The organism is Reyranella sp., assembly GCF_036558665.1.
Lineage (GTDB): Bacteria > Pseudomonadota > Alphaproteobacteria > Reyranellales > Reyranellaceae > Reyranella.
Genome location: NZ_DATBFE010000037.1, coordinates 1 through 3,940 on the forward strand (window position 1 = coordinate 1; position 3,940 = coordinate 3,940).

Here is a 3,940-nt window from a genome sequence, read left to right on the forward strand (position 1 = left end):
TCGTTGCCGGGCACGGTCGCGATGATCCTGGCGAGATCCCATTCGCCTTTCGATTCCTCGGGCGTCTTGGCCTGCATGAGATACATGTCGCGGATCACCCGGCCGTCGGGGCGGATGCTGCCGTTCTTCGTCATGAAGTCGTTGATCGGCAGCTTCCGCATCTCGGCCAGCACCGCCTTGGCCTCGTCGGTGCCGGCGGCCTTCACCGCCTTCAGATAGTGCATCACGGCGCCGTAGGTGCCGGCCTGGATGAACGAGGGCGGCCGGCCGATCTCCTTGGTGAAGCGGTCGGTGAAGGCGCGCGCCTCGGGGTTCATGTCGTAGTAGAAGGGGCTCGCCAGCAGGAGCCCCTGCGCGATCTTGAGCCCGAGCCCGTGCACGTCGGGGAACATGGCGAGCGGCGCGCTGATCTTGACGCCGCGCCGGGCGAGGCCGAACTCGGCGGCCTGCTTGACGCCGTTGATGATGTCGTTGCCGCCGTCGGCGAAGATCAGCCCCTTGGCCTTCGAGGCCTCGGCCTGGACGATGTAGGAGGAGAAGTCCTGCGAGTTCAGGGGGTGGCGCGCCGAACCCAGCACCTTGCCGCCCGCCGCCTTGATGAAGCGCGTGGCGTCGGCCTCGATGGCGAGCCCGAAGGCGTAGTCGACGGTGACGAAGAACCACGAGTCGATGCCCTGTTTGGCGAGCGCGCTGACGATGGTCTTGGTCTGGCCGTAGGTGTCGTAGATCCAGTGGATGCTGTGCGAGCCGCACGACTTGCCGGTGAGCTCCGAGGTCGCCGCCGCGGTCGGCATGACGATGCGGTTCTTGTCGCCCGCCACCTTGACCAGGGCGAGCGCGATCGCCGAGTTGGGCACGCCGATCACGAGGTCGACGTTCTCGTCGTCGTACCAGCGCTTGGCGATGCCGACCCCGACATCGACCTTGCTCTGGAAGTCGGCGGTGGTGAGCTCGATCGGCTTGCCCAGCACCTGGCCGCCGAAATCCGCGATGGCGAACTTCACCGAGGCGACGTCGCCCGGGCCGGTGTTCTCGGCATAGGGGCCGGACATGTCGTCCAGCACGCCGATCTTCACCGCCTTGTTCTGGGCGAGTGCGGTGCCTGCGAGCAGGCAGCAGCCGAGCAGCGCCGCGACGGCGGTCTTTGCGTATCGCATCGTTTCCTCCCTTTTGGGCGCCATCGTATCACGACCCCGCGACCAGCGTGGAAAGGGCTTGAAAAGCCCGTCCGGCCGGGCAGGATAGGGCGGTCTCCTGATGCATTTTCTCAGGAGAATCGTTCGGCATTTCAGGGCGTACGTCGATGGATTGCAACGGCGTATGTGAAAGTGATTTTTCACTTATTGAGAGCAGCGCTTTTCAGATCGTCCTCGCGGTCCTGGTGCTTTTCGCGGCCTCTGTCCTGGTCGCCCGCACCGTCCGCTCCGACCTCCTGAAACGGCGCGCGATCGAGCGCGCGCGCGAGGCCGTCCTGCTGCAGCAGAAGATCGAGCGCCTGGCCGACGAGATCGCGGCGCTGCCGTCGCCGCCCTTGACGCCAGAAGGGCTGCCGCGGCGCTTCCCCTCGCGGGCGGCGGCGCAGGCCTTCGGCGAGCGCTGGTCGCGCGGCGGCGCCGAGGCGTTCTCGGCCCGCGACAGCGACCCGGGGGAGCGCGGCGAGAACGGTCCGCTGTTCGATCGCATCGATCGCAGGGAAGCCGTCGGCATCCTCCATCCCACGCCGGCGCTGTTCTTCGGCATGGACGATCCCTACCGCGACGACGACGGCTGGTACGTCGAGTTCCTGCGCGCCAAGAAATCGTGGCTGGAGAACTACAGCAGCAAGCTCAGGGACGGCGTGCGGCCCTATTGAGCGGGAGTGCCCGGGACCCTTCGGCGTCGGCCGGAGGCGGTGGTTCGAGTAGTCGAAAGACGGCCTGCGGTTGGCGAACTCTGTCGCGGGGGGCGTGTCATGGACCACGGAACGATTCGGTGCCCCAGTGCCAAATGCGAGGAAGGCGCCGAGCTCCTGGGCGTGGTGGGCAGCGACGGCAGGACGGCCTATCTGCCCGCCGGCCTGGTCGTCGACGAGGCGTTCGTGCAGGTCGCCGCCGAGGGGCGCACGCCGGAGAAGCGCTTCCGCTTCGCCAACACCTGTGCCGAAAGCGGATGCCGGCAGTGGACCGGAGAACGCTGCGGCGTGATCGACAGGGTTCTCGCGCTTGTGCCGGATCCGCCGGCGGAGCCGCTTCCGAAATGCTTCGTGAGGCGCCAGTGCCGCTGGTTCGCTCAGTCCGGCCGCGCGGCCTGCGCCGTCTGTTCGTACGTGGTGACCAGCGTCGGTAGTCCGGAAGCGTGATGAACGTCGTCAATTCCAGCGGGGAAAGGAGACCGTCATGTCGCGTGCCACAAATATCCAGGGGTCGAAGTTCGTGGTCGATTTCGGTCAGCTCGCGCTGCCGTCGGAGGTCGGCAAGCAGCTCGAAGGCGACATCCGCAAGCTTGCCCTGTCCACCCTGGCCCGGATCGACTTCCACGGCGGCATCCACATCAAGGGGCTTCCGACCGGGGTCTACGGATACGTCATGGATCCGGAGAACGGGGCGGGCACGGACAGCGGCGACGGCGGCTTCGAGTTTCCCGCCGCGCTGGCCTCGAGCAAGGCGGCCGGCGTCAGCGCCATTCGCATCACCAGGGTCAAGCGCGACCTCCGGCTCGAGCAGCTCGACGCCCACAAGAAGACGATCACGGGCTTCGTGATGCATCCCCTGAAGGACGGCAAGAAGGTGAAATCCGTCGCCGTCACGCGCCTCGGCTCGGGCAAGGAGGGCGGCCAGCTCTCCGCGCACGACCGCGTCGCCCTGGCGGTGATCACCGACGAGCTTGCCCACCTCAAGGCGACGCAGGGCACGGTCTCGCCAGGCGGCGGGGGCACCCCGGGCGTGATCTATTTCTGGAAGGGCCTCGTCGAGGCGATCGGCGCCGGCATCGCCTGCGGGCTTGCCGGGGTCGAGGGCGGCCTCAATCCGCTGGCCGACGCCGACTGCGCCATCGCCGCCGGCACGATGCTGGGCGACGATGACGACGACGACGATTGAGCCGCACCGCGCCGGCGGCGGGCGCTGCGTCCGCGGCCGGCCGCCGGTCTCGCGGTGGCGGCCAGTCTCGCGGGGGCGGCAGGGCTAGCGCGCCGCCGCCACCGTGTCGGGGGCGAAGGTCATGCCGTACTGCGCGCACTGGCTCGCCGCCAGCGCCTCGCGCGGGCCGTCGCCGCCCATGGTGACGAAGCGGGCGGAGCCGCCCAGGACCAGCACCATGTAGGTGCGGTTGCGGGCGTCGCCGGCCGCGACCAGGCCGCAGACGACGACCGAGCCGACCGGCGTCCTCACCGCGGCCATCTTGCCGAAGGCCGGCGCGGCGCTCGGCTCCAGCGCCGCGGCCACGGCGTCGCGCACCGCGGCCTGCTGCTTGGGCGAAAGCGCCGCCGGTTGCGCCGCCGATGCCGGCCCGGCGGCGGCAACGCCGGCGGCCAGCGCCAGCGCGATCACGAGCTGTCTCAAGGAATTGCCCCCCAAGTTCTTCCCACGCGGGCGCCCACACATGCGATGGCCGCTCCCGATCTCCCGGCTACGTCTCTACCTCACGGCGAGCGCGGAGTCTGCAACAGAATCGGCGACAAGCGCGTGACCGGCTGCGACGTGCCGCACCTACCGGCGATTGTGTTCCCCTTCTAATGAATGGCGGTTGAGGTTTATGATCCGCGCTTTCGTTCATGGCCTGCACAAGGCGTAGCCGGTGACCGCCTCCAATCCGTTTTTCGACCATCCGGTTCTCAATTCGCCCTACGAGGCGCCGGTGCGGCACTGGGAGCTGGACCCGTCGGGCCAGCCGACGCAGCGGATCGTCGAGCGGCGGCGCGCGGCGGACTTCATCACCCCGATCCCCAAGCCCAAGAAGCGCA

5 protein-coding genes are annotated in these 3,940 nt (G+C 68.6%); 3 read left to right on the plus strand and 2 right to left on the minus strand.

All coding sequences use genetic code 11. From position 1 onward, the window contains the following. Positions 1-1,157, minus strand: a 1,157-nt coding sequence (locus VH499_RS05435) for an ABC transporter substrate-binding protein (protein WP_332051679.1), incomplete at its 3' end; no start/stop codon positions are given. Positions 1,158-1,381: 224 nt separating this feature from the next. Here VH499_RS05435 and VH499_RS05440 point away from each other — a divergent pair. From VH499_RS05440 to VH499_RS05450, 3 genes are all read left to right on the plus strand, one after another. Then, positions 1,382-1,852: a hypothetical protein gene (locus VH499_RS05440; RefSeq protein WP_332051680.1), complete on the plus strand. Its 471-nt coding sequence runs from the start codon at positions 1,382-1,384 to the stop codon at positions 1,850-1,852. A gap of 99 nt (positions 1,853-1,951) precedes the next feature. Beyond that, positions 1,952-2,338 (plus strand): hypothetical protein, encoded by a 387-nt coding sequence (locus tag VH499_RS05445; protein WP_332051681.1) that lies wholly within the window; start codon positions 1,952-1,954, stop codon positions 2,336-2,338. A gap of 37 nt (positions 2,339-2,375) precedes the next feature. After that, positions 2,376-3,077, plus strand: coding sequence for a hypothetical protein (locus VH499_RS05450; RefSeq protein WP_332051682.1), 702 nt, complete (start codon positions 2,376-2,378; stop codon positions 3,075-3,077). Between the two features lie 84 nt (positions 3,078-3,161). Here the strand turns inward: VH499_RS05450 and VH499_RS05455 are convergent, their stop codons facing one another. Then, a complete protein-coding gene (locus tag VH499_RS05455) occupies positions 3,162-3,539 on the minus strand; it encodes a hypothetical protein (protein WP_332051683.1) in 378 nt (125 codons plus the stop codon). Positions 3,540-3,940: the final 401 nt, after the last annotated feature.

What these genes read in the sequence shown, in the direction of transcription:
- VH499_RS05450 (WP_332051682.1), top strand. Translation starts at nt 2,376, where the DNA reads ATGTCGCGTGCCACAAATATCCAGGGGTCGAAGTTCGTGGTCGATTTC.
- VH499_RS05445 (WP_332051681.1), top strand. Translation starts at nt 1,952, where the DNA reads ATGGACCACGGAACGATTCGGTGCCCCAGTGCCAAATGCGAGGAAGGC.